Below are 26,159 nucleotides of genomic sequence, written 5' to 3' on the forward strand. Positions count from 1 at the left end.
ACTTTAACCATGCAAACGCTGACCGTGCTCGGATCGACCGGATCGATCGGAACCCAGACCTTGGATGTGGTGGCGCGCCACCCGCAGCGCTACCGCGTCTTTGCGCTCACGGCCCAAGAGCGGGTTGAGGAGTTGGCGCAGCAGTGCCAGCGCTTTAGGCCGCGCTACGCCGTCATCACAAAGGCCAAGGCGGATGCCTTGCGCCATGCCTTGCAGCGGCTCGGCGTCCGTGGCACCGAGGTGCTGGGCGGACCCGAGGCCTTGTGCGAGGTGGCGGCAGCGCCCGAGGTCGATGCCGTGATGGCCGCCATCGTCGGCGCTGCCGGTTTGGCGCCCTGTGTGGCGGCGGCGCGCAGCGGCAAAAAGCTGCTGCTGGCCAACAAAGAGGCGCTGGTGCTGGGCGGCGAGTGGTTCATGCAGGCGGTGCGCGCCGGTGGCGCCACCTTGCTGCCCATAGACAGCGAGCATTCGGCACTGTTTCAGTGCCTGCCCGAGTCGCCCCTGGTGTGGGCGCAGCGGGTCGAAAAAATCATCCTCACCGCTTCTGGCGGGCCGTTTCGCCAGCGCGACCCGGCCAGCTTGGCCAGCGTCACGCCCGAGCAGGCCTGCGCCCACCCAAACTGGGTCATGGGGCAAAAAATCTCGGTCGATTCGGCCACCATGATGAACAAGGCGCTCGAAGTGATCGAGGCGCACTACCTGTTTGGCCTGGCGCCCGAGCAAATCGAGGTGGTGATCCACCCGCAGAGCGTGATCCACTCCATGGTGCAGATGCGCGACCGCTCGGTGCTGGCGCAACTGGGCACCCCCGATATGCGGGTGCCGATCGCCTACGGCCTGAGCTGGCCCGAGCGCATCGAATCCGGGGCCGAGGCGCTGGATTTTGCGCGCATGGGGGCGCTGAGCTTTGAGCCGCCCACGCGCGAGCGCTTTCCGGCCCTGTTTTTGGCCTGGGAGGCCTTGGCCGGGCCGAGTGGCAGCACGGCCGTGCTCAATGCCGCCAACGAAGTGGCGGTGCAGGCTTTTTTGCAGCGCCAGTTGCGCTTTGACCGCATCCACGCCGTGAACGCGGGAACGCTGCAAGCCTTGGCGCCCTCCAAACCCGACGGGCTCGACGATTTGCTGGCGCTGGATGCCCAGGCGCGCTCGGTGGCGCAGGCGCAGTTGCGGCGCTGGCAAGATTGAGGCCCAGCGCATCTGTGGCGCTGCCCCCACCGCCCCCAGCCCTGCATCTAGAACCTGACCGGGCCCCGGTGCATTTTTTTGTGGCAAGCCCATGTTGACCATTTTGGCTTTTCTGGTGGCCCTCGGGCTGCTGATCGCGGTGCACGAGTACGGGCACTACCGCGTGGCGGTGGCCTGTGGCGTCAAGGTGCTGCGTTTTTCGGTCGGGTTTGGCAAGCCTTTGTGGAGCTGGCGTTCACCGCGCAGCGGCACCGAATACGTGCTGGGTGTGCTGCCGCTGGGTGGCTACGTGCGCATGCTCGATGAGCGCGAGGGCAGCGTGGCGGCCGCCGAGCGCCATCTGGCTTTCAACACCCAGCGTCTGCGGGTGCGCGCCGCCATCGTCGCTGCCGGGCCGGCGGCCAATCTGCTGCTGGCGGTGCTGCTGTATGCGCTGGTGTCGTGGATCGGGGTGCCGCAGCCGCAACCGGTGCTGTCCACGCCCACGCCCGCTTCGCTGGCCGAGCGCGCCGGGGTGCGCGGCGGTGAGTGGGTGGTGGCGCTGGCGCGGGTCGATCAAGCGCCGCAAGCGATTGAATCGTTCAGCCAACTGCGTTGGGAGCTGACCCGCGCCGCCTTGGGGCAGCAGGATTTGCGTCTGTGGCTGGCCAACGGCCCGGGCGAACCCGGGCGCGAGGTGCGGCTGGAGCTGTCGCAAGTCGATGTGCGCCACGCCGACGCCGGCTTGCTGCGCCAGATTGGCATCGAGGCCCCGTGGTCGGCGCCGCTGCTGGGCCAGCTCACGCCCGAGGGGGCTGCTGCCGCTGCCGGCCTGCTGGCGGCGGACCGGGTGTTGCGCGTCGATGGCCAGCCGGTGCGCGACGCGGCGCAACTGCGCCAACTCATCCGCCTCTCGGCCGCCGACGGCCAGCCGCGCACGCAGCGCTGGTTGGTCGAGCGCGACGGTCGCCAGCTCGAGCTCGAGGTCACACCGCGCCCCGAGCAGATCGAGGGGCTGTGGGTGGGCCGCATCGGGGCTTTCGTGGGTGCCACCCCCGAAATGGCCGAGCGCTCGCTCGGGCCGCTGGAGGGGCTGTGGCAAGGGGTGGTGCGCACCTGGGAGGTCTCGCACCTGTCGCTGCAAATGATCGGCAAGATGGTGACTGGCCAAGCCTCGCTGCAAAACCTCAGCGGCCCCATCACCATCGCCGACTACGCCGGCCAGTCGGCGGCGCTGGGGTTTACGAGCTACCTGCTGTTTCTGGCGCTGATCAGCGTCAGCCTCGGCGTGCTCAACCTGCTGCCGCTGCCGGTGCTCGACGGCGGGCACCTGATGTATTATCTGTGGGAAGCCGTGACCGGACGACCGGTGCCCGACGCTTGGATGGATGGCTTGCAGCGCCTCGGAATCGTGCTGCTGCTGGGCATCATGTCGCTGGCCATTTTTAACGATATTGCCCGTTTGCTGGGCTGAGAAACCCTTTCATGATCAACAAGCATCCGCGCTTGCGCCGCCTCGCTTTGGGCGCCTTGGTTTCTTTGGCGGTTGCGCTGCCGGCTTGGGCGACCAACCCTTTCACCTTGCGCGACATCCGGGTCGAGGGCCTGCAGCGGGTCGAGCCCGGCACGGTGTTTGCCTCGCTGCCGTTCCGGGTCGGCGACGCCTTCACCGAAGACCAAGGCAGCGCCGCCATTCGCGCCCTGTTCGGGCTTGGCTTGTTCTCCGACGTGCGGCTGCAAGTCGAGGGCGAGGTGCTGGTGGTGATCGTCGAGGAGCGCCCAACCGTCTCCGAGATTTCCTTCACGGGCGTGCGCGAGTTCGACAACGAGGTGCTGCGCCGCGCCTTGCGCGACGTCGGCTTGGCCGAGGGTCGCCCGTTCGACCGCGCCTTGGCCGACCGCGCCGAACAAGAGCTCAAGCGCCAGTACCTGACGCGCAGCATGTACGCCGCCACCGTCACCGCCACCGTCACGCCCCTGGACCGCAACCGCGTCAACCTCAATTTCAATGTGGTCGAAGGCGGCATCACGCGCATTGCTGAGCTGCGCATCGTGGGCAACCAGGCGTTTAGCGAGTCCACGCTGCTGAGCCTGTTTGCGCTCGACACCGGCAACTGGCTGAGCTGGTACACCCGCTCCGACCGCTATTCGCGCGAGCGCCTCAACGCCGACCTCGAAACCCTGCGTTCGTATTACCTCACGCGCGGCTTCCTCGAGTTCACGATCGACTCGACCCAAGTCGCCATCACGCCCGACAAAGGCGAAATGGCGATCACCATCAACATCACCGAGGGCCAGCGCTTCGTGGTCTCCGGGGTGCGGCTGGAAGGCAATTACCTGGGCCGCGAGGAGGAGTTCAAATCCTTTGTGCGCATCCGCGTCGGTCAGGCCTACAACGCCGAAGAAGTGAGCGAGACCGTGCGCGCCTTTGGCGAGCATTTTGGGCGCTTTGGCTTTGCTTTTGCACGCGTCGAGGCGGTGCCCGAAATCAACCGCGAAAACGCCCAGGTGGCGTTCGTGTTGCGCGCCGAACCCTCGCGCCGCGCCTTTGTGCGCCGCATCGAGATCGAGGGCAACGAGCGCACCCGCGACGAAGTCATCCGGCGCGAGTTCCGCCAGCTCGAGTCGGCTTGGTACGACGGCGACCGCATCCGCCTGTCGCGCGACCGCGTCGATCGGCTCGGCTTCTTCACCCAGGTCACGGTCGATACGCGCGAGGTGCCCGGCGCCCCCGATCAGGTCGATCTGGTGGTGGCGGTCGAGGAGCGTGCCACCGGCAGCCTGTCCATCGGGGCCGGCTACGGCCAGGCCGACGGGCTCTCGTTTGTCGCCGGCATCACGCAGGACAACATTTTTGGCAGCGGCCACTCGCTCAGCCTGAACGTCAACACCAGCCGCTTCAACGAGCAGTTCGTGCTCAGCACCACCAACCCGTATTTCACCGTCGACGGGGTCTCGCGCACCATCGACGTGTTTTACCGCACCAGCCGCCCCTTGTCGGAGCAGGCGGGCGACTACCGGCTCGTTACACCCGGGGCCAGCATCCGCTTTGGGGTGCCTTTCACCGAGACCGATACGGTGTTCTTTGGCCTTGGTGTGGAGCAGACGCGCATCGAGCCCGGAGCCGGCTTGCCGCTGGCGTTTCAGCAGCACATGAACGCATTTGGTCCATCCTCGATCTCGGTGCCCATCACCGTCGGTTGGGCGCGCGACGGCCGCGACAGCGCGCTGGTGCCCACCAGCGGGCGCCTGATGCGCCTCAATGGCGAGTTGGGCCTGTTTGGCGACACGCGCTACTGGCGCCTGAGCGGCCAGTTCCAGCAGTACTTCCCGCTCACGCACCAGCTCACTCTGGCCTTCAACGCCGAGGCCGGTTGGGGCCGCGGCTTGGGCGACAAGCCCTTCCCGGTGTTCAAAAACTTCTTTGGCGGCGGCTTGGGCTCGGTGCGCGGTTTCGAGCAAGGCACCTTGGGCGGCACCAGCGGCATCGTGGGGCAACCGGGCGCCTTGTCCTACATCGGCGGCTCGCGCATGGCGGTGCTCAACACCGAAATCCTGGCCCCCTTCCCCGGCGCCGGCAACGACCGCACGCTGCGCCTGTTTGGTTTTGTCGACATCGGCAACGTATCGGACGATTTCAACCAGCAAAGCCGCTTCAGCGACTTTCGCGCCTCGGCCGGTGTCGGCATCAGTTGGCTCTCACCCGTCGGGCCGCTTAGAATCGCCTATGCGCGGCCGTTGCGCCAGTTCGCCAACGACAAACCGCAAAGCGTTCAATTCCAGATTGGTACCACGTTCTGATGAAATCTCTCTCTCGCCACCTGTTGCGTTCCACCTTGGCAGCTCTGCTGCTGGCCACTGCGGCCCTCACCGCCACGGCGCAAGACTTCAAAGTCGGCTTCGTCAACACCGACCGCGTGCTGCGCGACTCGGCCGCTGCCCAAGCCGCGCAAACCAAGCTGCGCCAAGAGTTTTCGCGCCGCGAGGGCGAGATCGACACGCTGGGCACGCAGTTGCGCACCGCTTCCGAGGCTTTTCAGCGCGAAGCGCCCACGCTATCTGAAACCCAGCGCGCCACGCGCCAGCGCCAGTTGGTCGAGCTCGAGCGCGACTTCCAGCGCCGCCGCACCGCCTTCCAAGAAGACCTGAACCTGCGCCGCAACGAGGAGTTGCAGCAGGTGATCGAGCGCGCCAACCGCGTTATCCGCCAGATTGCCGAGGCCGAGCGCTTCGACCTCATCATCCAAGAGGCGGTCTACATCCACCCCCGGCACGACATCACCGACAAGGTGATCGCGGGTTTGAACAGCGCCCCGGCCCGCTGAGGGGCGAGCGCCCCACCCGCACGCTTCCTGATGCTCCGGCTCAGCGACATCCACGCCGCCTTGGGCGGCGTTTTGCATGGCGACGGCGCGTGCCCGATCGCCGGCTTGGCCTCACTCGAGAGCGCCGGACCGGATCGGCTCGCCTTTGTGGCGCAGGCGCGCCACGCCGCCGCCATTGAAACCACGCGGGCGGCGGCGCTGATCGTGCCGCCCGAGCTGGTGGCGCGCGCCAGCGCCCGTGGGCCTTGCATCGAGGCCCTAGAACCCCATGCCTACTTTGCCCGCCTGACGCAGTGGTGGCGCGAGCGCCTGCTCGCGGCGCAGCGCGAGGCCGCGGATCCAGCCGAACCGGCGATACACCCCAGCGCTTGGGTGCACCCGAGTGCCGAACTCGGGGCCGGGGTGCGCTTGGGGGCCTTTGCCGTGGTCGAGGCCGGGGCGCAGATCGGCGCCAATAGCGAGATCGGGGCCCATTGCGTGATCGGGGCGCGGGTGCGCCTGGGCGTGCAGGCGCGGCTGGCGGCGCAGGTGGTGATCGGGCACGACTGCACGCTCGGGGCGCGCTGCATCATCCACAGCGGGGCGGTGATTGGGGCCGACGGCTTTGGCTTTGCGCCGCAGCAGGGGCAGTGGCTCAAAATCGAGCAGTTGGGCGCAGTGCGCATCGGCGACGACGTGGAAATCGGGGCCAACACCTGCATCGACCGCGGCACCTTGGACGACACCGTGCTCGAAGATGGGGTCAAGCTCGACAACCTGATCCAGATTGCTCACAACGTGCGCATCGGCGCGCACAGCGCCCTGGCCGGCTGCGTCGGGGTGGCCGGCAGCGCCCACATCGGGGCCCACTGCACGCTGGGCGGCGGGGCTGGGGTGCTGGGGCATTTGCGCCTGGCCGATCACGTCCACATCACGGCCGCCACGCTGGTCACGCGCTCGATACTCAAGCCGGGCCTGTACAGCGGCTCGTTCCCGATCGACGACAATGCGAGCTGGGAAAAAAATGCCGCCACGCTGCGCCAGTTGTACGCGCTGCGCCAACGCCTGAAAGCCCTCGAAACAAAATCCTGATGGACATCCACCAAATTCTGAAGAAACTGCCGCACCGCTACCCTTTTTTGCTGGTGGACCGGGTGCTGGAAATCGAAAAAGGCCAGTTCATTCGCGCACTCAAAAACGTGAGCATGAACGAGCCGCAGTTCACCGGCCATTTTCCGCACCGGCCGGTGTTTCCGGGGGTGCTGATGCTCGAAGCGCTGGCGCAGACGGCAGCCTTGCTCACCTTTGAAACCCTGGGGCTGGAGCTGGACGAAAACTCGGTCTATTACTTTGCCGGTGTCGATGGGGCGCGCTTCAAGCGCCCGGTAGAGCCGGGCGACCAGTTGCTCATGCACGTGACGCTGGAGCGCTCCAAGGCCGGCATTTTCAAATTCAAGGGCGTGGCCCGGGTCGGCGACGAGGTGGCCTGCGAGGCCGAACTGATGTGCACCATGCGCCGCATTCAGCAAAGCGAAGGCAGCACCGCATGAGTTTGATCCACCCCACCGCGCTGGTGGACCCGGCGGCGCAACTGCATCCCTCGGTGGCGGTCGGGGCCTACAGCCTGATCGGCCCGCATGTGCAGATCGCCGAGGGCAGCACGGTTGGCAGCCACTGCGTGATCGAGGGCCACACCCGCATCGGCGCGCACAACGCCATCCACAGCTACGCCGCGCTGGGCGGGGCGCCGCAGGACAAAAAATACGCCGGCGAGCCAACCCGGCTCGAAATCGGTGACCGCAACGTGATCCGCGAGTTTTGCACCTTGCACCGGGGCACCGCCAACGGCCGCGGTGTGACCCGCGTCGGGCACGACAACATGCTGATGGCCTATGTGCACCTTGCGCACGACTGCCAAGTTGGCAGCCACACCGTGTTTGCCAACAACGCCCAACTGGCCGGCCACGTGCAGGTGGGGGATTGGGTGATTTTGGGCGGATTTACCGTGGTGCGCCAGTTTTTGCGCCTGGGTGCGCACAGCTTCACCGCCATGTGCGCGCTGCTGTTTGCCGATTTGCCGCCGTTCGTGGTCTGCCAGGGGCAGCCGGCGGTGGCGCGCAACGTCAACGCCGAAGGGCTGCGCCGGCGCGGCTTTGGCCCGGCGCGCATCGCCGCCGTGCGCGCCATGTACAAAGCGTTGTACCGCGACAACCTCACGCTGCAAGCGGCGCAGCCGCGCATTGCCGCCTTGGCCAGCGCAGGCTCGGAGGCCGCGCCCGATGTGGCGCTGATGCTCGAATTCTTGGCCGGGGCCGGCAAGCCCGGCATCGTGCGCCGGCGCGCGCGCAGCGATGCCGCCGATGGCGAAGGAGCGACTGCATGAAAACAATCTCTACGCCCGCCTGGCTCGCCGCCACACCAAGGAGCGAGTCATGAAGCCCCTGCGCTGTGCCGTGATCGGCGTCGGCTACCTGGGCAAGTTCCACGCCCAGAAGTACGCCAAGCTGCCCGGCTGTGAATTGGTGGCCGTGGTCGACAGCCGGCTGGAGGTGGCGCAAGCCGTGGCCAAGCCGCTGGGCTGCCGCGCCGTGGCCGACTACCGCGAGCTGCTGGGCCAGGTCGATGCCGTGAGCGTGGTGGTGCCGACGCAGGCGCACCACGCCGTGACGCTGGACTTTCTGCGCGCCGGGGCCCACGTGTTGGTGGAAAAACCCATCGCCGTCACGCTGGAGCAGGCCGACGAGATGATCGAGCAAGCCGAGCGCAGCGGCCTGGTGCTGGCGGTCGGGCACCTGGAGCGCTTCAACCCGGTGGCGCTGGCGCTGGAGCCCTTGCTGGACCAACCGCGCTTCATCGAGAGCACCCGGCTGGCCCCGTTCAAGCCGCGCGCCACCGATGTGAGCGTGCTGCTGGATTTGATGATCCACGACGTCGATCTGATTTTGTCCCTGGTGGATAGCGAGATCGTCAGCGTGGACAGCAGCGGCGCGCGCGTGCTCACCAACGACATCGACATTGCCAATGCGCGCATCCGCTTTGCCAACGGCTGCGTGGCCAATGTGACGGCCAGCCGCGTCAGCAACAAGAGCGAGCGCAAGATGCGCGTGTTCCAGCACCGCGCCTGCCATTCGCTCGATTTTGGCACCCGGCACCTGATCAGCTACCGCGCCACCGATGCCGACCCGCTGGCCGCCCCCGAAGACGCAATCGAGCGCCAGATGCAGATGTTTGGCGAAGCCGACGCACTGCTGAGCGAAATCACCGATTTCGTGGCCAGCGTGCGCGAAGGGCGTGCGCCCAAGGTCAGCGGTCGCGCCGGGCGGCGTGCGCTGGCGGCGGTGCAGCGCATCAGCGCCGCGACCGAGCTCATTTCCTGAATTTTTGCTTCCCGAAAGACTTGCCATGCGCATCCCGATGGTCGATCTGGCCACCCAGTACCGCGAACTCAAACCCCAGCTCGAACCGGCGCTGCTGGCCGCGCTGGAGGCGACCCAGTTCATCCTTGGCCCCAACGTGCAGGCCTTTGAGGCCGAAGCGGCGGCTTACTTGGGCGTCAAGCACGCCATCAGTTGCGCCAACGGCACCGACGCGCTGCACCTGGCGCTGCGCGCGCTCGGGCTGGGGCCGGGCGACGAGGTCATCACCACGCCGTTTACTTTCATCGCCACCGCCGAGGCCATAGCCTACGTGGGCGCCAAAACGGTGTTCGTCGATATCGACCCGCGCAGCTTCAACCTCGATGTGGAGCAGGTGGCGCGCGCCATCGGGCCGCGCACCAAGGCGCTGCTGCCGGTGCACCTGTTCGGCCAACCGGCCAATATGGCGCCGCTGCAGGCGCTGGCGCAGCAGCACGGCCTGCACCTGATCGAAGACTGCGCCCAGTCCTTCGGCGCCCGGGTGGCCGGGCGCATGACCGGCTCCATCGGCGATGTGTCGGCGTTCAGCTTTTTCCCGAGCAAAAACCTGGGCTGCTACGGCGACGGCGGCATGGTCACCACGCAGTCCGACGCGCTGGCCGAGACGCTGCGCATGCTGCGCAACCACGGCAGCAAGGTGCGCTACTACCACGACATCATCGGCTACAACAGCCGTCTCGATGAGCTGCAGGCGGTGGTGCTGCGCGCCAAGCTGCCGCGCATCGACCACTACAACCAGCAGCGGCGCCGGGTGGCGCAGCGCTACCAGGCCGGCTTGGCCGGTTTGCCGCTGCAAACCCCGTTCGAGGACGGCATCGGGCAGCACGTCTATCACCAATACACCCTGCTGTGCGAGCGCCGCGACGCGCTGCAGCAGGCCCTGAGCGCGGCGCAAATCGCCAGCGCGATCTACTACCCGGTGCCGCTGCACCAGCAAAAGGTGTTTGCGGCCGAGGCGGCGGGGCAGTCGTTCCCGGTCACCGAATCGGTGGCGCGTTGCTGCCTCTCGCTGCCAATCTACCCCGAGCTGAGCGATGCGGCGATCGACGAAGTCTGCGCCGTGATTCGGCAGGCGCTGGCCTGAGCCGGCCCTTGGCTGCCGTGCCGACCGCGCCCGCGCCCACCCACCCAGCCAGTCTTGCGCCTGCGCCGCAGCCGGGCCCGGGCTTGCGCGTGGCCATGGTGGCGGCGGAGCGCTCCGGCGACCAGCTTGCCGCCTTGCTGCTGCACGGCATGCGCCAGCGCTGGAGCGGCTTGCAAGCCAGCGGCATCGGCGGGCCGCTGATGCAGGCGCAGGGCTTTGCGGCGCGCTGGAGCTGCGACGAACTCACCGTGCGCGGGCTGGTCGAGGGCGTGTGGGCGTATCGGCGCATCAGCGCCATCCGGCGCCAGTTGCTGGCCGATCTGCTGCACCAGCGCCCCGACGTGTACCTCGGCGTCGATGCCTCGGATTTCAACCTGCCGCTGGAGCGCCAGCTCAATCGCGCCGGCATCCCGGCGATCCAACTGGTCTGCCCCTCGATCTGGGCCTGGCGGCCCGGGCGCGTGCACGCCATCCGGCGCAGCGTGCGCCACGTGCTGTGCCTGTTCCCTTTTGAGCCCGTTTTGCTGGAGCGCCACGGCATCGAGGGCACCTTCGTGGGGCACCCAGTGGCCGACCTGATCGCGCTCGAACCCGACCAAGCCGCCGCCCGCCAGCGCCTCGGGCTGGCGCCAGACGACACCGTGGTGGCGCTGCTGCCGGGCAGCCGGGTGGCCGAGATCGCCGCGCTGGCGCTGCCGTTCTTGCACGCCGCGCGCCTGATGGCGCAGCAGCGCCCGCAGTTGCGCTTCGTGCTGCCCACGCACGAGGGCCTGCGCCCGGCCTTGCAGCAGGCGCTGCTTCAGACTGGCATGGAGGAACGGGTGCAACTGGTGCTGGGGCAAGCGCACACGGTGCAGGCGGCTTGCGACGTGGCGCTGGTGGCCAGCGGCACCGCCACGCTCGAAACCGCGCTGCACAAGCGCCCCATGGTGATCGCCTACCGCATGCAGTGGCTTTCGTATTGGGTCGCCAACCAGCAGCGGCGCACGCCCTGGATCGGGCTGCCCAATATTTTGTGCCAGCAAAGCCTGGTGCCCGAGCTGCTGCAAGACCAGGTGCAGCCCGAGGCGCTGGCGCGCGCCACGCTGGCCTGGCTCGACGACCCGGCAGCGGTGGCGCAGCTGCGCCAGCGCTTTACCGAGATGCACCTGCAACTGCGGCAAGACATGCCCGCCCGAGCCAGCCATGCGATTGCGCAAATCCTTGCCGCGTGAGGCCTACACGCTGGGCTGGAATCCGCCCGGTCTGGTGGCCGGTGTCGATGAAGCCGGGCGCGGCCCGCTGGCCGGGCCGGTGCTGGCCGCCGCCGTGATGCTGGACCCGCGCAAACCCATCGCGGGCTTGCGCGACTCGAAAAAGCTTAGCCCGAAGCGGCGCGAGCACTTGCACGAGCAGATTCTGGAGCACGCCCTGTGCTGCTCGGTCGCGCTGGCCAGCGTGGAAGAAATCGAGCGCCTCAACATCTTGCAGGCCACCTTGCTGGCGATGCAGCGCGCCGTGGCGGGTTTGCGGCTGCGCCCGACGCAGGTGCTGGTCGATGGCAACCGGCTGCCCGCGCTCGACCTGCCCGCGCAAGCCGTGGTGCAGGGCGACGACCGGGTGGCCGCCATCGCCGCCGCCTCCATCGTGGCCAAGGTGCAACGCGACCGCCTGTGCGACGCTTGGCACGCCCAGTACCCCGATTACGGCTTCGATCGGCACAAGGGCTACGGCACCGCCGCACACCTCGAGGCGCTGCAACGCTGCGGCCCCACGCCCCTGCACCGGCGCGGCTTTGCCCCGGTGGCGGCCTTGCTGGCGCCAGCCAGTCCGCCATGAGCACCGAAACCATCCGCTCGCGCGACAACGCGCTGGTCAAGCAACTGCGCCGCCTAGGCCAAGACGGGGCTGCCGGCCGCGAACTGGGTCTGGTCTGGCTCGAAGGCGAGCACCTGTGCCGCGCCTTGCTGGCACGCGGCCACCTGCCCGCGCTGCTCCTGCGCGCCGAATCGGCCCCGCACTGGGACCATGCCTGGGCCTTGCCACCCAGCGTGCGCCGGGTGGCACTGGCCGACAGCCTGCTGGCCAGTGTGAGCAGCCTGGGCTCCAGCGCGCCGGTGGGCTTTTTGTGGCCCTTGCCCGCCGCCGTGGCACCCGAGCCGGGGCGACCCACTGTGCTGCTGGACCGCTTACAAGACCCGGGCAACGTCGGCTCCATCCTGCGCAGCGCCGCCGCCTTCGGGTTTGAGCAGGTGCTGGCGCTCAAGGGCACGGCGGCGCTGTGGGCGCCCAAGGTGCTGCGCGCCGGCATGGGGGCGCACTTTGCGCTGCGCCTCGTTGAAGCGGCCACCTTGGCCGATCTGCCGGCCTTGCAACTGCCGCTGCTGGCCACCAGCTCGCACCAAGGGCAGTGGCTGCACCAGGCCGCGCTGCCCTGGCCTTGCGCCTGGCTGCTGGGCCACGAAGGGCAGGGCCTGAGCCCCGAGCTGCTGGCCGCTGCCAGCCAGCACCTGCGCATCGCCCAGCCCGGCGGCGAAGAGTCGCTCAACGTCGCCGCCGCCGCCGCCATCTGCTTGCATGCCAGTGCGGTGCAGCGGGGGGCTTGAGCCCCACGCTATAATTCCAAGGTTTACCCGAACCCCACGCACCCGGCGGCTCAAGGCTGCTCCATCCTCCGCCCTCGGCGCCTCAAGCGCGTGCTGGCGCGGCGGCTAAAGGGTGCGGATTGAACTGGAGAGTCCTGTGTTTCCCGTCCCCGCCCCAGCCCTGCTCGCGCTCGCCGACGGCACGGTCTTTCGCGGCACCGCCATCGGTGCCACTGGACTAACCGTTGGCGAGGTGGTGTTCAACACCGCCCTCACCGGCTACCAGGAAATCCTCACCGACCCGAGCTACCGCCAGCAGCTCGTCACGCTCACCTATCCGCACATCGGCAACACCGGCGTCAACGCCGAAGACGTGGAGTCCGATGCCATCCACGCCGCCGGCCTGATCATCAAAGACCTGCCGCTGCTGCACTCGAACTTTCGCGCCAGCGCCTCGCTCACGCAGTACCTGCAAGCGGCCGGCACGGTGGCGATTGCGGGCATCGACACCCGCGCCCTGACGCGCCGCCTGCGCCAGCACGGAGCGCAAAACGGCGCCATCCTCGCGCTGGCCGAGGGCCAGACCCTTTCGGACGCGCACGCGGCCCAGGCCCTGGCCGCCGCCCGCAGCGCGCCCAGCATGGCCGGGCAGGATCTGGCGCGGGTGGTGAGCACGGCGCAGCCCTACGAGTGGACGCAGACCGAATGGCAGCTCGCGCGCGCCGACGGCAGCCCCGGCTATGGCGAGCTGGGCGCGCCGCGTTTTCACGTGGTGGCCTACGATTTTGGCGTAAAGAAAAACATTCTGCGCATGCTGGCGCAACGCGGCTGCCGCGTGACCGTGGTGCCAGCCCAGACCCCGGCCGCCCAGGTGCGGGCGCTGCGTCCCGACGGCGTGTTTTTGTCCAACGGCCCCGGCGACCCGCAGCCCTGCGACTACGCCATTGCCGCCGCGCGCGAACTGATCGACTCGGGCCTGCCCATTTTTGGCATCTGCCTTGGGCACCAGATCATGGCGCTGGCCAGCGGCGCGCAAACCTACAAGATGCCGCACGGCCACCACGGGGCCAACCATCCGGTGCAGGAGCTGGCCAGCGGGCGCGTGGGCATCACCAGCCAGAACCACGGCTTTGCGGTGCAGCGCGAATCGCTGCCGGCGCATCTGCGCGTGACCCACATCAGCCTGTTCGACGGCACGGTGCAGGGGTTGGAGCGCACCGACCGACCCGCCTTTTGCTTTCAAGGCCACCCCGAGGCCTCGCCCGGCCCGCACGACATCGCCAGCCTGTTTGACCGCTTCACGGCGCTGATGGCCCAGGAGAACACATAATGCCCAAGCGCACCGATCTGCACACCATCCTCATCATTGGCGCCGGCCCGATCGTCATCGGCCAAGCCTGCGAGTTCGACTACTCCGGCGTGCAAGCCTGCAAGGCGCTGCGCGAGGAGGGCTACCGCGTGGTGCTGATCAACAGCAACCCGGCCACCATCATGACCGACCCGGCCACGGCCGACGTCACCTACATCGAGCCCATCACCTGGCAGACGGTGGCCAAGATCATCGCCAAAGAGCGCCACCAGCACCCCGGTGGTTTCGCCATTTTGCCGACCATGGGTGGCCAGACCGCGCTCAACTGCGCGCTCGACCTGTGGCGCCAGGGCGTGCTGGCGCAGCACGGGGTCGAGCTGATCGGGGCCACGCCCGAGGCCATCGACAAGGCCGAAGACCGGCTCAAGTTCAAAGACGCCATGACGCGCATCGGCCTGGGTTCGGCGCGCTCGGGCATTGCACACAGCCTGGCCGAGGCCTGGGAGGTGCAAAAGCAGGTGGGTTTCCCGACCGTGATCCGGCCCAGCTTCACCTTGGGCGGCAGCGGCGGCGGCATCGCCTACAACCCGGAAGAGTTCGAGATCATCTGCAAGCGCGGCCTGGAAGCCTCGCCGACACACGAGCTCTTGATCGAAGAATCGCTGCTGGGCTGGAAAGAGTTTGAGATGGAAGTGGTGCGCGACCGCGCCGACAACTGCATCATCGTCTGCTCGATCGAAAACCTGGACCCGATGGGCGTGCACACCGGCGACTCGATCACCGTGGCCCCGGCGCAAACCCTGACTGACAAAGAGTACCAGATCATGCGCAACGCCAGCCTGGCGGTGCTGCGCGAGATCGGGGTGGACACCGGCGGCTCCAACGTGCAGTTCGCGCTCAACCCGCGTGACGGGCGCATGGTGGTGATCGAGATGAACCCGCGCGTTTCGCGCTCCTCGGCGCTGGCCTCGAAGGCGACCGGTTTCCCGATCGCCAAGGTGGCGGCCAAGCTGGCGGTGGGCTACACCCTGGATGAGCTGAAAAACGACATCACCGGCGGCGCCACGCCGGCCTCGTTCGAGCCCTCGATCGACTACGTGGTGACCAAGATCCCGCGTTTTGCTTTCGAAAAATTCCCCGCGGCCGACAGCCGCCTGACGACGCAGATGAAGTCCGTGGGCGAAGTGATGGCGATCGGGCGCACCTTCCAGGAGAGCTTCCAGAAGGCGCTGCGCGGGCTCGAAGTCGGCGTCGATGGCATGAACGAAAAAACCCAGGACCGCGAGACGCTGGAGCGCGAGCTTGGCGCGCCGGGGCCGGAGCGCATCTGGTACGTGGGCGACGCCTTCGCCGCCGGCTGGACGCTGGCCGAGGTGCAGCATTTCACGAAAATCGACCCCTGGTTTCTGGTGCAGATCGAAGACATCGTGCGCATCGAGCTCAAGCTGGACCGGCACACCGCCGAGCACGGCAGCAAGGCGCTGGCGGCCCTGGGTGAATACACCCTGCGCACGCTCAAGCAAAAGGGCTTTTCCGACCGCCGCCTGGCCAAGCTGCTGCACACCAACGAGCAAGCCGTGCGCGCCCAGCGCCACGCCCTGGGCGTGCGCCCGGTCTATAAGCGGGTGGACACCTGCGCCGCCGAGTTCGCCACCGCCACCGCCTACCTGTATTCCAGCTACGAGCAGGAATGCGAGGCCGAGCCCAGCAGCCGCAAAAAGATCATGGTGCTGGGCGGCGGGCCGAACCGCATTGGCCAGGGCATCGAGTTCGACTACTGCTGCGTACACGCCGCGCTGGCGCTGCGCGAAGACGGCTACGAGACCCTGATGGTCAACTGCAACCCCGAGACCGTCTCGACCGACTACGACACCTCGGACCGGCTCTACTTCGAGCCGCTCACGCTCGAAGACGTGCTCGAAATCGTGGACAAAGAGAAGCCGCTGGGCGTGATCGTGCAGTTTGGCGGCCAGACCCCGCTCAAGCTCGCGCTTGGGCTGGAGGCGGCCGGGGTGCCCATCATCGGCACCAGCCCAGACATGATCGACGCCGCCGAAGACCGCGAGCGCTTCCAGCAACTGCTGCACACCCTGGGGCTGCGCCAGCCGCCCAACGCCACCGCGCGCACCGAAGCCGACGCGCTGGACAAGGCCGCTGCGCTGGGCTACCCGCTGGTGGTGCGCCCGAGCTACGTGCTGGGCGGGCGGGCGATGGAGATCGTGCACGAGCCGCGCGACCTCGAGCGCTATATGCGCGAGGCGGTCAAGGTCAGCCACGACTCGCCGGTGCTGCTGGACCGCTTCCTGAGCGACGCCATCGAGTGCGACGTCGATTGCATCCGCGACGCCAGCGGCGCGGTGCTGATCGGCGGCGTGATGGAGCACATCGAGCAGGCCGGGGTGCACTCGGGCGATTCGGCCTGCTCGCTGCCGCCCTACTACCTGAGCGCGGCCACGGTGGATGAAATCAAGCGCCAGACGGCCGCCATGGCCGGCGCGCTGCAAGTGGTGGGGCTGATGAACGTGCAGTTCGCCATCCAGCAGATCGACGGCGCCGATGTGATCTTTGTGCTCGAAGTCAACCCGCGCGCCTCGCGCACCGTGCCCTTCGTCTCCAAGGCCACCGGCATCCAGTTGGCCAAGGTGGCGGCGCGCTGCATGGCCGGCCAGACGCTGGCGCAGCAGGGCATGACGCAGGAAGTCACGCCGCCGTACTTCAGCGTCAAAGAGGCGGTGTTCCCCTTCGTCAAGTTCCCCGGCGTCGACACCATCCTGGGCCCGGAAATGAAGTCCACCGGCGAGGTGATGGGCGTGGGGCGCAGTTTTGGCGAGGCCTTCGTCAAGTCGCAACTCGGGGCGGGCACGCAACTGCCGCGCCCCACCGATGCGGTGCGCAAGGTGTTTTTGTCGGTCAAGGCCGACGACAAGCCGCGCGCCGTGGCGCTGGCGCGCGAGCTGCACGCCCTGGGCTTTGAGCTGGTGGCCACGCGCGGCAGCGCCGCCGCCCTCAATGCCGCCGGGGTGCCCTGCGCCGTGGTCAACAAGGTGGCCGAAGGGCGGCCCAACATCGTCGATCTGATCAAGAACGGCGACATCGCCATGGTCATCAACACGGTCGAGGAGCGGCGCAACGCCATTGCCGATTCGCGCTACATCCGCACCTCGGCGCTGGCGAATCGCGTCACCACCTTCACCACCATCTCGGGGGCCGAGGCGGCCGTAGAGGGCATCAAGTGCCAAGACTCGCTGGGCGTGGTTTCGGTGCAGGAGCTGCACGCGGCGCTCAAGGCCGGGGTCGGCCTGGCGGCGGTTTGAGCCGTCTTGGGTGGGTGATCTTGGGTTAGAATGCGAAGGTCTGCCCGTTTTGGGCAGGTCAACGCACGCCTGTTGCGGCAAGCTGCATCCCCCAACGCCTTGGTGCTGGGGTGGCAAGCACCCTGCGGCAGGTCGCAAGTCCTCTTGAAAGCTTCACATGATCGCTCAATCCGTCAAAGCCGAAGTCATTTCGGCCAACGCCCGCTCTGCCCACGACACCGGCAGCCCCGAAGTGCAGGTCGCCATCCTCACCGCTCGCATCAACGAGCTCACGCCGCACTTCAAAACCCACGCCAAAGACCACCACGGTCGCCGCGGTTTGCTCAAAATGGTGAGCCGTCGGCGCAAGCTGCTCGACTACCTCAAGGGCAAAGACTCCGACCGCTACGTGGGTCTGATTCAGAAACTGGGTCTGCGCAAATAATCGGCGGCTCTGCCTGCCCTGCTTGCCCCCTTTTTTGCTTTTGAACGTGCAAAACGCCTCGGTAGCCCTGCCGCCGCAGGCGTTTTTCGCGTTTCTTTCTCACCTTGGCCTGGCGCGCTTATTCAGAGCGAAGCTGTGTCATTCCAGCGCCGCCGCATACCGCGGCGGCGCTGGAATGGCATCGTGTTCTGAAGGCTCGGCATGGGCTTTCAACCTTCTACCTTAGGAACACTCATGGGTCTGTTTAACAAAGTCAGCAAAAGCTTCCAATGGGGCCGCCACACGGTGCGCCTCGAAACCGGCGAGATCGCGCGCCAAGCCAGCGGCGCCGTGCTGCTCGACATGGACGGCACCGTGGTGCTGGCCACCGTGGTCGCCAGAACCGAGGCCAAGGCCGGACAAGACTTTTTCCCGCTCACGGTCGATTACCTGGAAAAATCCTACGCCGCCGGCAAAATCCCGGGCAGCTTTTTCAAGCGCGAAGGCCGCCCGAGCGAGTTCGAGACCCTCACCAGCCGCCTGATCGACCGCCCGATCCGCCCGCTCTTTCCCGAAGGCTTCTTCAACGAAGTGCAGGTGGTGGTGCACACGCTCTCGCTCAACCCCGAGGTCGATGCCGACATCGCCGCCCTGATCGCCACCAGCGCCGCCTTGTCGATCAGCGGCATCCCCTTCAACGGCCCCATCGGTGCGGCGCGCGTGGGCTATGTCAATGGCCAGTACCTGCTCAACCCCGGCCAAACCGAGCGCGCCAACAGCCAGCTCGATCTGGTGGTGGCGGGCACCGAAGCCGCGGTGCTGATGGTCGAGAGCGAAGCCCAGCAACTGTCCGAAGAGGTGCTGCTTGGCGCCGTGGTCTTTGGCCACGAGCAAGGCAACATCGCCATTGCCGCCATCAACGAGCTGGTGCGCGAAGCCGGCAAGCCCGAATGGAGCTGGCAGGCTCCGGCGCGCGACGAGCCGCTGATCGCGCGCGTCGAGGCGCTGGCCCGTGAAGCGCTGGTGGCCGCCTACCAGATCCGCAACAAGCAGGCGCGCACCCAAGCCTGCCGCCAAGCCTACGCCGCCACCCTGGCCGGGCTCAAGGCCGAGGGCGTCGAGTTCGACTCGGTCAAGGTCGAAGAGCTGCTGTTCAACATCGAAGCCGGTATCGTGCGTGGCCAGATTCTGGCCGGTGAGCCGCGCATCGACGGGCGCGACACGCGCACCGTGCGCCCGATCGAAATTCGCAACGGCGTGCTGCCGCGCACCCACGGCTCGGCGCTGTTCACGCGCGGCGAAACGCAGGCGCTGGTGATCGCCACCCTGGGCACCGAGCGCGATGCGCAGCGCGTCGATGCGCTGTCGGGCGATTTCGAAGACCGCTTCATGTTGCACTACAACATGCCGCCCTTTGCCACCGGCGAAACCGGCCGCGTCGGCAGCCCCAAACGGCGCGAAATCGGCCACGGCCGGCTGGCCAAGCGCGCCTTGGTGGCCGCCCTGCCACCCAAAGACGAGTTCCCCTACACCCTGCGCGTGGTGAGCGAAATCACCGAATCCAACGGTTCTTCGTCCATGGCCTCGGTCTGCGGCGGCTGCCTGGCGCTGATGGACGCCGGCGTGCCGATGAAGGCGCACGTGGCCGGCATCGCCATGGGCCTGATCAAAGAGGGCAACCGCTTTGCGGTGTTGACCGACATCCTGGGTGACGAAGACCACCTGGGCGATATGGATTTCAAGGTTGCGGGCACCCCGACCGGCATCACCGCCTTGCAGATGGACATCAAAATCCAGGGCATCACCAAAGAGATCATGCAAGTGGCGCTGGCGCAGGCCAAAGAGGCGCGGCTGCACATCTTGGGCGTGATGCAGGCGGCGATGGGTTCGGCCAACACCGAAATCAGCGACTTTGCCCCGCGCCTCTACACCATGAAGATCAACCCGGAGAAAATCCGCGACGTGATCGGCAAGGGCGGCGCCACCATCCGCGCCCTCACCGAAGAGACCGGCACCCAGATCGACATCGCCGAAGACGGCACCATCACCATCGCCAGCAACGAAGCGGCCAAGGCCGAAGAAGCCAAACGGCGCATCGAAGCCATCACGGCCGAGGTCGAAATCGGCAAGGTCTATGAAGGCGCGATCACCAAAATCCTCGATTTCGGTGCCTTGGTCAACTTGCTGCCCGGCAAGGATGGTCTGCTGCACATCAGCCAGATCGCGCACCAGCGCGTCGAAAAAGTCACCGACTTCCTCAAAGAGGGCCAGGTGGTCAAGGTCAAGGTGCTGGAAACCGACGAAAAAGGCCGCATCAAGCTGTCCATGAAGGCGCTGCTGGACCGCGACGAGGTGCAGTCGGCCCCGTCGCAGCAACAAGCGGATTGAACCCTGGCCGCAGCAAGGCATCTGAGAGCCCACCATGCGCAAGAAACTGATCGTCGGCAACTGGAAGATGAACGGCAGCCAGGCGGCCAACGCCGAGCTGCTGGCCGCGCTCAAGGCCGGCTTCGACCCGGCGCAGGCCGAGCTGGCCCTGTGCGCCCCAGCCCCCTACCTGCTGCAACTGCAAGCGGCCTTGCAGGGCAGCGGCCTGGACTGGGGGGCGCAAGACCTGTCGCCGCACGAGGGCGGGGCCTACACCGGTGAGGTGAGTGCGGCCATGCTGCGCGACTGCGGCTGCCGCTATGTGATCGTCGGCCACTCCGAGCGGCGCCAATACCACCACGAGAGCGACGACCTGGTCGCGCTCAAGGCGCAGCGCGCACTGGCCGCGGGCCTGACCCCCATCGTCTGCGTGGGCGAGACGCTGCCCGACCGCGAGGCCGGCCGCACCGAGTTCGTGGTCAAGCGCCAGTTGTCGGCCGTCATCCATGCCGTGGGCCACTGCTGCAGCGAGATCGTGGTCGCCTACGAACCGGTGTGGGCCATCGGCACGGGCTTGAGCGCGAGCGCCGAGCAAGCGCAGGCGGTGCACGCGGTGCTGCGCGCCCAGTTGCGCGCCGCCACGGCGCAGGCCGAGCGCAACCGCATCCTCTACGGAGGCAGCATGAACGCGGCCAACGCCGCCGAGCTGCTGCGCCAGCCCGACGTCGATGGCGGGCTGATCGGCGGCGCCTCGCTCAAAGCGGCCTCGTTTTTGTCCATTGCCGCAGCCAGCCCGGCTGCGCCATCTTCGAACTGATCGTTGGAGTTTTTCTTTATGAATATTTTGTTAACCCTTCTGCTGGCGGTGCAACTGCTGTCGGCGCTGGTGATGATCGGCCTGATTCTGGTGCAGCACGGCAAAGGCGCCGATGCCGGCGCTTCACTTGGGGGTGGCAGTTCCGGGGCCGCCACCCTGTTTGGCGCCAGCGGGGGCTCCAACTTTATGTCGCGCAGCACCGCCATTTTGGCCACCGTGTTCCTGAGCTGCACCTTGGCCTTGGCCTATTTTGGTCAGGCGCCCCAAGCCGAGGCCGGCACCGTGCTCGAAACCCTGCCAGCCGCCCCACCGACACCCGCCGACCAGATTCCCGCTGCACCGGTTGCTCCGCCTGCTGGCGCTGGTCAAATTCCCGCACAGTAAGGTTTTGTAAAGTTTTACCCCGTTTTTCGGGGTAAAATTCGGGTCTGTTGAGCAGTGGGCGCGGTGCAGCCAAACCCACTGGCTTTCAACAGTACTTGGCCGACGTGGTGAAATTGGTAGACACGCTATCTTGAGGGGGTAGTGGCGAAAGCTGTGCGAGTTCGAGTCTCGCCGTCGGCACCAATCAAGCAAAGACCAAGCCTTGCGCCCAGCGCGCGGCTTGGCCGTGTTTTTGTGAGACTTCAAGATGAATCTAGAGCTTTACCTGCCCGTACTCTTGTTTATTCTGGTCGGTCTCGCAGTGGGCGTGCTGCCGCAACTGATCGGCTACGTCTTGGGTCCCAATCGGCCCGATCCCGAAAAAAATTCCCCCTACGAATGCGGCTTCGAGGCTTTCGAAGACGCGCGCATGAAATTCGACGTGCGCTACTACCTCGTCGCCATCCTGTTTATCTTGTTCGATCTCGAGATCGCCTTCTTGTTTCCGTGGGCGGTGGCTTTCAGCGAAATCGGCTTTGCCGGCTTCTTGGCTGGCATGATGTTTCTCGCCATTCTCACCGTGGGCTTTGTCTACGAGTGGAAAAAAGGCGCATTGGATTGGGAGTGAGCGGCGTGCCGCCCGTCAGCCTTAACGGCGGCGGCAGCAGGTCATTTACACAAGGACGGATGCAATGATCGAAGGCGTACTCAAGCAAGGCTTTGTCACCACCAGTTACGACTCGGTGGTGAACTGGGCCAAAACCGGCTCCATCTGGCCCATGACCTTTGGTTTGGCCTGCTGCGCGGTCGAAATGATGCACTCGGCCGCAGCGCGCTACGACCTTGGGCGCTTTGGCGCCGAGGTGTTTCGCGCCAGCCCGCGCCAGTCCGACCTGATGATCGTCGCCGGCACCCTGTGCAACAAAATGGCGCCGGCGCTGCGCAAGGTCTACGACCAAATGGCCGAGCCGCGCTGGGTCATCAGCATGGGCTCCTGTGCCAACGGCGGCGGCTACTACCACTACAGCTACTCGGTGGTGCGCGGCTGCGACCGCGTGGTGCCGGTCGATGTCTATGTGCCGGGCTGTCCGCCCACGGCCGAGGCGCTGATCTACGGCATCATCCAGTTGCAGCAAAAAATCCGCCGCACACAAACCATCGCCCGCGTCTGAGCAGCGAAAGGCACAGCCATGACACAAGCAAGTTCCGGGGCCGACCATCTGGGCGCATGGACGCAACTGCCGCTGGCCACGGTGCAGCACACGCTGGAGCAGGCCTTGCAGGAGAGCGCCACAGTGCGTTTGAGCGCCAGCGGAGAAATCGACATTGAGGTGGATGCTGCGCACTATTTGGGCGTGATGCAGACCCTGCGCGACGCCGCCGGTTGCCGCTTCGAGCAGTTGGTCGACCTGTGTGGCCTCGATTACTCCGAATACCGCGACCAGCCTTGGAGCGGGGCGCGCTTTGCCGTGGTGGTGCATTTGCTCTCGGTCTCGCTGAATCAGCGCGTGCGCGTACGCGTGTTTTGCCCCGACGACGACTGGCCGCAAATCGATTCCGTCAGCAGCTTGTGGTCGGCCGCCAATTGGTACGAGCGCGAAGCCTTTGATCTGTACGGCATCGTCTTTGAAGGGCACCCGGATTTGCGCCGCATCCTGACCGACTACGGCTTCATCGGGCACCCGTTTCGCAAAGACTTTCCGCTCTCGGGTCACGTCGAAATGCGTTACGACCCGGAACGCCGCCGTGTGATCTATGAGCCGATCACCATCGAGCCGCGCGAGAACACGCCGCGCATCGTGCGCGAAGACCATTACGGCAGTGGCTTGCGCTAAAAGCCGTCGGAGCGGAACAGAACATGGCTGAAATCAAGAACTACACCCTCAACTTCGGGCCCCAGCACCCGGCCGCGCACGGCGTGCTGCGCCTGGTGCTGGAGCTCGACGGCGAAGTCGTGCAACGCGCCGACCCGCACATCGGGCTGCTGCACCGCGCCACCGAGAAGCTGGCCGAGCACAAGACCTACATCCAGTCGCTGCCCTATATGGACCGGCTCGATTACGTCTCCATGATGTGCAACGAGCACGCCTACTGCCTGGCGATCGAAAAGCTGCTCAACATCTCGGTGCCCATTCGCGCCCAGTACATCCGCGTGATGTTCAGCGAGATCACGCGCCTGCTGAATCACCTGATGTGGTTGGGCTCGCACGGCAACGACTGCGGCAGCTCCACCATCCTAATCTACGCCTTTCGCGAGCGCGAAGACCTGTTCGACATGTACGAGGCGGCCTCGGGCGCGCGCATGCACGCAGCCTACTTCCGCCCCGGCGGCGTGTACCGCGACTTGCCCGACGCCATGCCCCGGCACGCCGAAAACAAGATCCGCAACGCCCGCGCCACCGCCGACCTGAACCGCAACCGCCAAGGCTCGCTGCTCGACTTCATCGACGACTTCACGCAGCGCTTTCCGGTCTACCTAGACGAATACCACACCCTCTTAACCGACAACCGCATCTGGAAGCAGCGCACCGTAGGCATAGGCGTCATCAGCCCCGAGCGCGCGCTCAATATGGGCCTGACCGGCCCCATGCTGCGCGGCTCCGGCATCGCCTGGGACTTGCGCAAAAAGCAGCCCTACGACGCTTACTCGCTGGTTGATTTCGACGTGCCCGTGGGCAAGACCGGCGACACCTACGACCGCTACCTGGTGCGCATGGAGGAGATGAAGCAGTCCAATCGCATCATTAAGCAGTGCGTGGACTGGCTGCGCCAGAACCCCGGGCCAGTGATCACCGACAACCACAAGGTGGCCCCGCCCGCACGCGAAGCCATGAAATCGAGCATGGAGGAGCTGATCCACCACTTCAAGCTCTTTACCGAGGGCTTTCACGTGCCCGAAGGCCAGGCTTATGCGGCGGTCGAGCACCCCAAGGGCGAGTTTGGCATTTACTTGGTGAGCGACGGCGCCAACAAGCCCTACCGCCTCAAAATTCGGGCGCCGGGCTTCCCGCATTTGGCGGCCCTCGATGAAATGGCTCGCGGTCACATGCTGGCGGACGCGGTGGCCATCATCGGCACCATGGACATCGTGTTTGGAGAGATTGACCGATGAGCATTGAATCCCCTTCCATGCAGCCCGTGGCGTTTGGCGCTGCCACCTTGGCGCGTTTTGCACGCGAAGTGGCCAAGTATCCGTCCGATCAAAAGCAATCGGCGGTCATGGCCTGTCTGTCCATCGTGCAGCAAGAGCAGGGCTGGGTCAGCCCAGCGGCCGAGCAGGGCGTGGCGGACTATCTTGGCATGCCGGTGATGGCGGTGCACGAGGTCACCACTTTCTACAACATGTACAACCAGCAGCCGGTGGGCCGCTTCAAGCTCAACGTCTGCACCAATTTGCCCTGCGCCCTGCGCGACGGCGAACAAGCGCTGCAACACCTGGAGCGTCGCTTGGGCATCCAGATGGGGCAGACCAGCGCCGATGGCCTGTTCACGCTGCAACAGTCCGAGTGCCTAGGCGCCTGCGCCGACTCGCCGGTGCTGCTGGTCAACGACCGCCACATGTGCAGCTTCATGAGCAGCGACAAGCTCGACCAGCTCATCGACGGCCTGCGCGCCGCGGCAAAGGAGGAAGCATGAACGTCAACCAGGTGCTGGAGCAATTCCAGTCGCGCGGCATCGAGACCTGCTTTCACGATCGCCACATCAGCCCGCAGATGGTCTCGGGCTTGAACGGCAACAACTGGGGCTTGTCTGACTACGAGGCGCGCGGCGGCTATGCGGCGCTGCGCCAGATCTTGGGGCGCGACGGCGGTGAGGGCATGACGCCCGAGGCCGTCATTGCCCACGTCAAAGAATCGGCCCTGCGCGGGCGCGGCGGGGCCGGCTTTCCCACCGGCCTCAAGTGGAGCTTCATGCCGCGCCAGTTCCCCGGCCAAAAATACCTGGTCTGCAACTCCGACGAGGGCGAGCCGGGCACCTGCAAAGACCGCGAGCTCCTGATGCACAACCCGCATCTGGTGATCGAGGGCATGGCCATTGCCGCCTACGCCATGGGCACCAGCGTGGGCTACAACTACATCCACGGTGAAATTTTCCAAGTTTATGAGCGCTTCGAGGCCGCACTCGAGCAGGCGCGCGCCGCCGGCTACTTGGGCGAGCGCATCCTGGGCACCGATTTCAGCTTCCAGTTGCACGCGCACCACGGTTTTGGCGCCTACATCTGCGGCGAGGAAACCGCGCTGCTCGAATCGCTGGAAGGCAAAAAAGGGCAGCCGCGCTTCAAGCCGCCGTTTCCGGCCAGCTTTGGCCTGTATGGCAAGCCGACCACCATCAACAACACCGAGACCTTTGCCGCTGTGCCGTGGCTGATCCGCCATGGTGGCAAGGCCTACCTCGATTGCGGCCGCCCCAACAACGGCGGCACCAAGATTTTCTCGGTCAGCGGCGACGTGGAGCGCCCCGGCAACTACGAAGTGCCCATGTGCACCACGTTTTGCACCCTGCTCGAACTGGCCGGCGGCGTGCGCGGTGGGCGCAAGCTCAAAGCGGTGATTCCGGGTGGATCGTCGTCGCCGGTGCTGCCTGCCGATCTGATCTTGAGTTGCACCATGGACTACGACTCGATCAGCAAGGCCGGCTCCATGCTGGGCTCGGGTGCGGTAATCGTGATGGACGAAACCCGCTGCATGGTCAAGGCGCTCAAACGCCTGAGCTATTTTTATATGCACGAGTCCTGCGGCCAGTGCACGCCCTGCCGCGAGGGCACCGGCTGGCTGTGGCGCATTGTGGACCGCATCGAGCGCGGCGAAGGCCGGCCCGAAGACCTCGCGCTGCTCGACAACGTGGCTGAAAACATCATGGGCCGCACCATTTGTGCCTTGGGCGACGCGGCAGCGATGCCGGTGCGCGGCATGATCAAGCACTTCCGGCACGAGTTCGAGCACTACATCGAACACAAGACCGGCATGGTTGCGGCCTCCGTTTGAGACTATGTTCACCCCCACGCTCACTAATCGTTCGCTGCCCCCCGAGGGGGCGCTCGCCTTCCTTGGGGC

Annotated in this window: 24 protein-coding genes and 1 tRNA gene; all 25 read left to right on the forward strand. The window is 66.4% G+C overall.

The features are described from left to right. Positions 1 to 9 precede the first annotated feature (9 nt). The 25 genes from ispC (at position 10) to nuoF (ending at position 26,090) form a co-directional block, all read left to right on the forward strand. A complete protein-coding gene (gene ispC / locus SRAH_RS06550) occupies positions 10 to 1,185 on the forward strand; it encodes a 1-deoxy-D-xylulose-5-phosphate reductoisomerase (RefSeq protein ID WP_029462551.1) in 1,176 nt (391 codons plus the stop codon). Between the two features lie 91 nt (positions 1,186 to 1,276). Beyond that, positions 1,277 to 2,638, forward strand: coding sequence for an RIP metalloprotease RseP (rseP, locus tag SRAH_RS06555; protein WP_029462552.1), 1,362 nt, complete (start codon positions 1,277 to 1,279; stop codon positions 2,636 to 2,638). A gap of 11 nt (positions 2,639 to 2,649) precedes the next feature. Beyond that, positions 2,650 to 4,965, forward strand: coding sequence for an outer membrane protein assembly factor BamA (gene bamA, locus SRAH_RS06560; RefSeq protein ID WP_149028943.1), 2,316 nt, complete (start codon positions 2,650 to 2,652; stop codon positions 4,963 to 4,965). Beyond that, complete coding sequence (locus SRAH_RS06565; protein ID WP_029462554.1) at positions 4,965 to 5,489, forward strand: OmpH/Skp family outer membrane protein; 525 nt, start codon at positions 4,965 to 4,967, stop codon at positions 5,487 to 5,489. Before bamA ends, SRAH_RS06565 begins: the two co-directional genes overlap by 1 nt. 27 nt (positions 5,490 to 5,516) lie before the next feature. Further along, a complete protein-coding gene (gene lpxD, locus SRAH_RS06570; protein WP_029462555.1) occupies positions 5,517 to 6,560 on the forward strand; it encodes a UDP-3-O-(3-hydroxymyristoyl)glucosamine N-acyltransferase in 1,044 nt (347 codons plus the stop codon). Then, the gene (fabZ, locus tag SRAH_RS06575; protein WP_045476535.1) at positions 6,557 to 7,018 is read left to right on the forward strand and encodes a 3-hydroxyacyl-ACP dehydratase FabZ; all 462 of its coding nucleotides are present in this window, start codon (positions 6,557 to 6,559) and stop codon (positions 7,016 to 7,018) included. The genes lpxD and fabZ overlap by 4 nt, the downstream gene beginning before the upstream one ends. Continuing rightward, positions 7,015 to 7,851 carry an acyl-ACP--UDP-N-acetylglucosamine O-acyltransferase gene (lpxA, locus tag SRAH_RS06580; protein WP_045476483.1) on the forward strand — a complete coding sequence of 279 codons (837 nt, stop codon included), beginning with the start codon at positions 7,015 to 7,017 and terminating at the stop codon, positions 7,849 to 7,851. Before fabZ ends, lpxA begins: the two co-directional genes overlap by 4 nt. Positions 7,852 to 7,900: 49 nt before the next feature. Then, positions 7,901 to 8,845 (forward strand): Gfo/Idh/MocA family protein, encoded by a 945-nt coding sequence (locus SRAH_RS06585; protein WP_029462558.1) that lies wholly within the window; start codon positions 7,901 to 7,903, stop codon positions 8,843 to 8,845. 25 nt (positions 8,846 to 8,870) lie between these two features. Further along, on the forward strand, positions 8,871 to 9,968 hold the full coding sequence (locus SRAH_RS06590) for a DegT/DnrJ/EryC1/StrS family aminotransferase (RefSeq protein ID WP_029462559.1): 1,098 nt from the start codon (positions 8,871 to 8,873) through the stop codon (positions 9,966 to 9,968). Between the two features lie 17 nt (positions 9,969 to 9,985). Next, positions 9,986 to 11,182, forward strand: coding sequence for a lipid-A-disaccharide synthase (gene lpxB / locus SRAH_RS06595; RefSeq protein WP_338056383.1), 1,197 nt, complete (start codon positions 9,986 to 9,988; stop codon positions 11,180 to 11,182). Next, entirely contained in the window at positions 11,154 to 11,786 is a 633-nt protein-coding gene (gene rnhB / locus SRAH_RS06600) for a ribonuclease HII (RefSeq protein WP_029462561.1), read from the forward strand. Before lpxB ends, rnhB begins: the two co-directional genes overlap by 29 nt. After that, on the forward strand, positions 11,783 to 12,553 hold the full coding sequence (locus tag SRAH_RS06605) for a TrmH family RNA methyltransferase (protein ID WP_029462562.1): 771 nt from the start codon (positions 11,783 to 11,785) through the stop codon (positions 12,551 to 12,553). The genes rnhB and SRAH_RS06605 overlap by 4 nt, the downstream gene beginning before the upstream one ends. A gap of 136 nt (positions 12,554 to 12,689) precedes the next feature. Beyond that, positions 12,690 to 13,862 carry a glutamine-hydrolyzing carbamoyl-phosphate synthase small subunit gene (gene carA, locus SRAH_RS06610; RefSeq protein WP_149028945.1) on the forward strand — a complete coding sequence of 391 codons (1,173 nt, stop codon included), beginning with the start codon at positions 12,690 to 12,692 and terminating at the stop codon, positions 13,860 to 13,862. After that, positions 13,862 to 17,155: a carbamoyl-phosphate synthase large subunit gene (gene carB / locus SRAH_RS06615; protein ID WP_029462564.1), complete on the forward strand. Its 3,294-nt coding sequence runs from the start codon at positions 13,862 to 13,864 to the stop codon at positions 17,153 to 17,155. Before carA ends, carB begins: the two co-directional genes overlap by 1 nt. A 157-nt stretch (positions 17,156 to 17,312) precedes the next feature. Then, complete coding sequence (gene rpsO, locus SRAH_RS06620; RefSeq protein WP_029462565.1) at positions 17,313 to 17,579, forward strand: 30S ribosomal protein S15; 267 nt, start codon at positions 17,313 to 17,315, stop codon at positions 17,577 to 17,579. Positions 17,580 to 17,813: 234 nt separating this feature from the next. Next, entirely contained in the window at positions 17,814 to 19,946 is a 2,133-nt protein-coding gene (gene pnp, locus SRAH_RS06625; protein ID WP_045476511.1) for a polyribonucleotide nucleotidyltransferase, read from the forward strand. Positions 19,947 to 19,980: 34 nt separating this feature from the next. Then, positions 19,981 to 20,742, forward strand: coding sequence for a triose-phosphate isomerase (tpiA, locus tag SRAH_RS06630; protein WP_029462567.1), 762 nt, complete (start codon positions 19,981 to 19,983; stop codon positions 20,740 to 20,742). Positions 20,743 to 20,760: 18 nt separating this feature from the next. After that, positions 20,761 to 21,126, forward strand: a complete 366-nt coding sequence (gene secG / locus SRAH_RS06635; RefSeq protein WP_029462568.1) for a preprotein translocase subunit SecG — start codon at positions 20,761 to 20,763, stop codon at positions 21,124 to 21,126. 98 nt (positions 21,127 to 21,224) lie between these two features. Then, positions 21,225 to 21,309, forward strand: a tRNA-Leu gene (locus SRAH_RS06640). Between the two features lie 64 nt (positions 21,310 to 21,373). Beyond that, positions 21,374 to 21,733: an NADH-quinone oxidoreductase subunit A gene (locus tag SRAH_RS06645; protein ID WP_029462569.1), complete on the forward strand. Its 360-nt coding sequence runs from the start codon at positions 21,374 to 21,376 to the stop codon at positions 21,731 to 21,733. Positions 21,734 to 21,797: 64 nt separating this feature from the next. Then, a complete protein-coding gene (locus SRAH_RS06650) occupies positions 21,798 to 22,277 on the forward strand; it encodes a NuoB/complex I 20 kDa subunit family protein (protein WP_029462570.1) in 480 nt (159 codons plus the stop codon). Positions 22,278 to 22,295: 18 nt separating this feature from the next. Continuing rightward, positions 22,296 to 22,940: an NADH-quinone oxidoreductase subunit C gene (locus SRAH_RS06655; protein ID WP_045476515.1), complete on the forward strand. Its 645-nt coding sequence runs from the start codon at positions 22,296 to 22,298 to the stop codon at positions 22,938 to 22,940. A 23-nt stretch (positions 22,941 to 22,963) separates the two neighbouring features. Further along, the gene (locus SRAH_RS06660; protein ID WP_029462572.1) at positions 22,964 to 24,217 is read left to right on the forward strand and encodes an NADH-quinone oxidoreductase subunit D; all 1,254 of its coding nucleotides are present in this window, start codon (positions 22,964 to 22,966) and stop codon (positions 24,215 to 24,217) included. Continuing rightward, complete coding sequence (gene nuoE, locus SRAH_RS06665; RefSeq protein WP_171816039.1) at positions 24,214 to 24,741, forward strand: NADH-quinone oxidoreductase subunit NuoE; 528 nt, start codon at positions 24,214 to 24,216, stop codon at positions 24,739 to 24,741. Before SRAH_RS06660 ends, nuoE begins: the two co-directional genes overlap by 4 nt. Continuing rightward, a complete protein-coding gene (gene nuoF / locus SRAH_RS06670) occupies positions 24,738 to 26,090 on the forward strand; it encodes an NADH-quinone oxidoreductase subunit NuoF (RefSeq protein WP_029462574.1) in 1,353 nt (450 codons plus the stop codon). The genes nuoE and nuoF overlap by 4 nt, the downstream gene beginning before the upstream one ends. Positions 26,091 to 26,159 lie beyond the last annotated feature (69 nt).

This window comes from Serpentinimonas barnesii (assembly GCF_000696225.1).
Lineage (GTDB): Bacteria > Pseudomonadota > Gammaproteobacteria > Burkholderiales > Burkholderiaceae_C > Serpentinimonas > Serpentinimonas barnesii.